Raw genomic sequence first — 4259 nt, 5'->3', positions numbered from 1 at the left:
TTGATAAGGAATTTCTGCGTCAGATGAGTGTCCATCACCAGATGGCAACCCAGATGAGTCAGATGGTGCTAAAGACGACAAAATCGCCAAAAATTCAGACATTAGCTCAGTCCATCGTTAAGACTCAAACCGCTGAAATCGGACAGATGCAGAAATGGTATCAAAGTTGGTATAAATCTAACCTGTAAAATAACACTTCAAATTAAAGTTTATTCACCCTCTCGACTCTCTGGTCAGCTAGAGAGTTGAGAATAAAAATTAAAGTTCCGATCGGACAAATTTAATTTATTTACTGGAGCAAATACATGTCTAAAATTGGTCTTTTTTACGGTACTCAAACAGGCAAGACAGAATCGATCGCTTCGATGATTCAAGAACAACTAGGTACGGATGTTGTGGATATCTATGAAATAGCAGATGTCACAGGTGCTGATTTTGCGGACTACCAAGACCTGATTATCGGCGTACCAACATGGAATGTCGGCGAATTGTCGAGCGACTGGGAAGACTTCTTTCCCGTCTTGGATGACATTGATTTTACAGGTAAAACAGTAGCTTATTTTGGAGTTGGCGACCAAACTGGCTATCCTGATAGCTTCATGGACGCGATCGGGATTCTTGAAGAAAAAATTAGCGCACTAGGTGGGAAAACTGTTGGTGCTTGGCCGACTGATGGCTATGACTTTACTGAGTCTAGGGGGGTACGTGACGGTAAATTCATTGGTTTAGCACTGGATGAAGATAACCAAGGAGATTTAACCGAGTGGCGCATCAAAACTTGGTCGGGGCAGGTTAAACAAGCCTTTGGTATCTAATCATCATTATTTAAAGATGAATATCCCAAAATCCACAGATTGAAAACCTCACGGACGCATTTATAAATGCGATTCTCCAGAGGAGAGGCTACGCCAACGATCTGCCCACTAAAGCCACGCAGAAATATGCGCCTTTTTTAGATAAATAGTTTGACAGTTTTTGATAAGTTCATCTAGATTTCATCTGAGGCTGTCACACTGAAAGTTATGTTCTCACGGATACTTTCATGAACAAGAACGATCTGCCCCTTAAAGGCAGTCATCAATATCCCTTCACCCGTCGCAGCTTCATTCGAGGGAGTGGCATTGCCAGCGGACTGATCCTTAGTAGTGGCATTCATAGCATACTATCGAGTTGTTCGCCCCAACCTTCTGCTCCGACGAAGACACCCGCACAGAACACCGTAGCCCGCACCCCGAATCCGAAATTCATTCCCGATCTGGAAATTAACCTTCAGGCTGCACCAAAAACGGTGCAAATCTTAGCGGGACAACCAACCCAAGTTTGGTCGTATGCAGCAAGCCTAGTTAAAGGCGACCCAGCTAGCCTGACTGCCATTCCTGATAGTTATTTAGGCCCGATTATTCGCGTTCTGTCAGGTCAGCGCGTCCGGGTCAACTTTCAAAATAACTTGCCACAGGGACAATCCACGATCGTGCATTGGCATGGCTTAATTTTGCCAGAAGAGATGGATGGACATCCTCGGTTTGCGATCGATCCTGGGCAAACCTACGTCTATGAGTTTGAAGTTATCAATCGGGCAGGAATGAACTGGTTTCATCCTCATCCAGACATGCTGACAGGGCAACAAGCATACGCTGGCTTGGCGGGGTTATTCATTGTCACAGATCCAGAAGAAGCAGCTCTCAAGCTACCTACAGGTGCTTATGAAGTACCGATCGTGTTGCAGGATCGTACCCTCGATTCCAATAATCAACTTCTCTATCTGGGTAGCAAAATCGGTATGCCTCGTAATGGTGGTATGGGCGGCATGGAAGGAATGGGCGGCATGTCACAGGGTAACTCCAGTCAGTCGAGTGAAGGCATGGATGACATGGGCGGTATGATGGGCTTCCTGGGCGAAAAGCTCTTCGTTAATGGGAAACCCGACTTTACCTTAGCTGCGGCAACGCGAATCTACCGCCTCCGCATTCTTAATGGTTCTAACGCCCGCATCTACAAGCTAGCATGGAGTAATGGCGATCCCTTGACCGTTATCGGCACCGATGGAAGCTTGCTAAGTCAGCCTGTCACTCGCAAGTACGTGATGCTGGCTCCAGGCGAACGGCTCGATGTTTGGGCAGATTTTAGCAAGCTGAAAGTTGGGACGCAACTAGCTCTCAATAGTCTGGCTTTCTCTGGAGCCAAGGATGTCGATGGGAATAATACAGGCGGGATGAGTTCTAGTAATGCCCCAGAACTTGGTGCGGCGATGACCCTATTTAACATCAAGATCGCGCGGACAGAAACAGAAACTTTGCAGCTTCCCAGCAAACTAGCCGCTCTACCCTTATTGCGTCCAGAAGATGCCACTAATGCTGCCAATCCGCGTCCGGTTGAGCTTTCGATCCAAGGGATGAAGTGGGTGATGAATGGCAAACCCTTTGAAATGAATGTGGCAACACCGCAAGAAACCGTCAAGTTAAATTCGATCGAGCAGTGGGAGATTATTAACAAACTCAACCCTGGAGCGATGATGGATGCCAAGGGGATGGCGCATCCCATCCATTTCCACGGCGTGCAGTTTCAAGTCATTAGTCGCCAAGTGTTGCCAGAACTTGCCGCCGGATGGAAAACAGTCAAGGATGGCTATGTGGATGAGGGTTTGAAAGATACTGTGATGGTGATGCCAGGTGAGCGCGTCAAGCTGCTAATGAAATTTGAGAATTATAGCGGCTTATTTACCTATCATTGCCATAACTTAGAACATGAAGATGCTGGGATGATGAGAAATTATCGAGTCAGTATTTAAAGATTATATACATTCAAACAAAAGAGTTAATTAAGATGACTAACCGCAAATCTCTTCAGCTTCGCCAATTGCATCGGACGATCGCACCAATTATGGTACTGCCACTGCTACTCTCAGCTATTACAGGCTCGATTTACCAAATTACAGACCTGTCTGGAAAAGAGGTGAAATGGCTATTGGAAGCCCATAAGGGTAACTTTGGTTTTATAAAACTAGAAGCTATCTATCCATTTCTCAATGCCCTAGGTTTACTCGCCTTGCTTGCTACTGGAACTTCGATGTTGTTACAAACGCGGCGGACTCCAAGACGACGGACAGAAGAAGATTGATAGCGCGGTCGGATCGATCGCACAACTGAGGTGAAATAATATGGAAGATCTAAATCTAAAACTCAAAGGGATGAGTTGTGCCTCCTGTGCGAACAATATCGAGCGGGCAATTCAGAATGTGCCAGGGGTAGTAGAAGGTAACATCAATTTTAGTAGCGATCGAGCAACCGTGCGCTACGATCCCAAACAGACTAATCTCAATATTATTACCAAAGCCGTTGTTGATATTGGCTATGAAGCACAAATTATCCCAGCAGATCTGGGTATTGAAGATGACACCGGAAATAGGGCGCAACCACAAGAAGAACGAAATCTTCAGCGCAGAGTTTTAATCGGTGCAATTCTCAGTGTTCTGCTCGTCATCGGCAGTCTCAGCCATTTCAATCTCACACTTCCGTCCTGGTTAGCTAGACTGGAAAATCCTTGGTTACAGCTAGCTTTAGCATCACCCGTACAGTTTTGGGTTGGTAGAGAATTCCAAATATCGGCTTGGAAGGCATTTCGTCACCGTACTGCCGATATGAATACCCTCATTGCGCTCGGTACGAGTATCGCTTTTTTCTATTCACTTTGGGTGACGATCGATCCTCGTTACTTTACAACACAAGGATTATCCGCAGAAGTCTATTATGAAGCGACTGCGATGATTATCACTTTGACGCTGTTGGGACGGTGGTTGGAAAATCGTGCAAAAGGAGCCACATCGTCAGCGATTCAAGCATTGATGGGATTACAGGCAAAAACAGCACGGGTGGTGCGGGATGGTAGAGAACTTGACATCCCGATCTCCGAAGTCGCCCTTTCAGATATTGTCGTAGTACGTCCTGGTGAAAAAATCCCTGTCGATGGTGAAGTGGTATCTGGATATTCCACCGTGGATGAGTCGATGCTCACGGGCGAAAGTTTTCCCGTTACCAAACAAGTCGGCGATGAAGTTGTCGGTGCAACCCTCAACAAGATGGGTAGCTTTCAGTTTCGGGCGACGAAAATCGGCAAAGATACTGCCCTGGCGCAGATTGTCAAATTAGTCCAACAAGCCCAAAATTCTAAAGCCCCAATCCAAAAACTCGCCGATAATATCACTGGCTGGTTCGTTCCGGTAATTTTAGCGATCGCAGTTATCACCTTTGTCGTCTGGTTTC

5 protein-coding genes are annotated in these 4259 nt (G+C 46.2%); all 5 read left to right on the top strand.

The window, feature by feature from the left end; all coding sequences use genetic code 11:
* A partial coding sequence (locus RMO35_RS04590; protein ID WP_309738881.1) for a DUF305 domain-containing protein occupies positions 1-188 on the top strand: 188 nt, incomplete at its 5' end.
* A 117-nt stretch (positions 189-305) separates the two neighbouring features.
* Entirely contained in the window at positions 306-815 is a 510-nt protein-coding gene (gene fldA / locus RMO35_RS04585; protein ID WP_309738880.1) for a flavodoxin FldA, read from the top strand.
* Positions 816-1042: 227 nt separating this feature from the next.
* Positions 1043-2788: a multicopper oxidase domain-containing protein gene (locus RMO35_RS04580; protein WP_309738878.1), complete on the top strand. Its 1746-nt coding sequence runs from the start codon at positions 1043-1045 to the stop codon at positions 2786-2788.
* Positions 2789-2823: 35 nt separating this feature from the next.
* Positions 2824-3117: a PepSY domain-containing protein gene (locus RMO35_RS04575; RefSeq protein WP_309738876.1), complete on the top strand. Its 294-nt coding sequence runs from the start codon at positions 2824-2826 to the stop codon at positions 3115-3117.
* A gap of 40 nt (positions 3118-3157) precedes the next feature.
* Positions 3158-4259: heavy metal translocating P-type ATPase (locus RMO35_RS04570; protein ID WP_309738874.1), on the top strand; the 1102-nt coding region annotated here is incomplete at its 3' end.

The sequence above is a fragment of the Chamaesiphon sp. OTE_20_metabat_361 genome (assembly GCF_031364565.1).
The sequence above is the reverse complement of the archived record's forward strand: the minus strand, read 5'-3'. Positions and strand labels throughout refer to the sequence as shown.

Bases quoted from the DNA above. Each gene is read 5' to 3' on its own strand.
- fldA (WP_309738880.1), top strand. From the start codon at position 306: ATGTCTAAAATTGGTCTTTTTTACGGTACTCAAACAGGCAAGACAGAA.
- RMO35_RS04580 (WP_309738878.1), top strand. From the start codon at position 1,043: ATGAACAAGAACGATCTGCCCCTTAAAGGCAGTCATCAATATCCCTTC.
- RMO35_RS04575 (WP_309738876.1), top strand. From the start codon at position 2,824: ATGACTAACCGCAAATCTCTTCAGCTTCGCCAATTGCATCGGACGATC.